The following is a 256-nucleotide window of genomic DNA, read 5'->3' as shown; positions in this document are numbered from 1 at the left end:
CTCTCTGGCTTGGGTTGTATCAGATATAAATGCAATTAGCGCATTACTACCAACCAATTCAGAGTTAGAGACGAACATAAGCTCATACTGAGAACCTGGTAAATCAATAATGTTGATTAACTGCCCTTCAGCTTCGACAAAGTCACGCCTCCATCGACTTTGAATAGCATGCTGCTGAAGAATTGGCTGTAGTAAAGGCTTATTCGTCAAAGAAGAGAAAGCCAATCCAGTCTTGCCAAACTGTACTGATGCTTCA

General features: G+C 41.4%; 1 protein-coding gene. It reads right to left on the bottom strand.

Annotated elements, in window-relative coordinates; genetic code table 11:
* On the bottom strand, nt 1–256 hold a 256-nt coding region (locus A3756_RS27570; protein ID WP_197481236.1), incomplete at both ends, for a hypothetical protein.

The organism is Oleiphilus sp. HI0086, assembly GCF_001635225.1.
The sequence above is the reverse complement of the archived record's forward strand: the minus strand, read 5'-3'. Positions and strand labels throughout refer to the sequence as shown.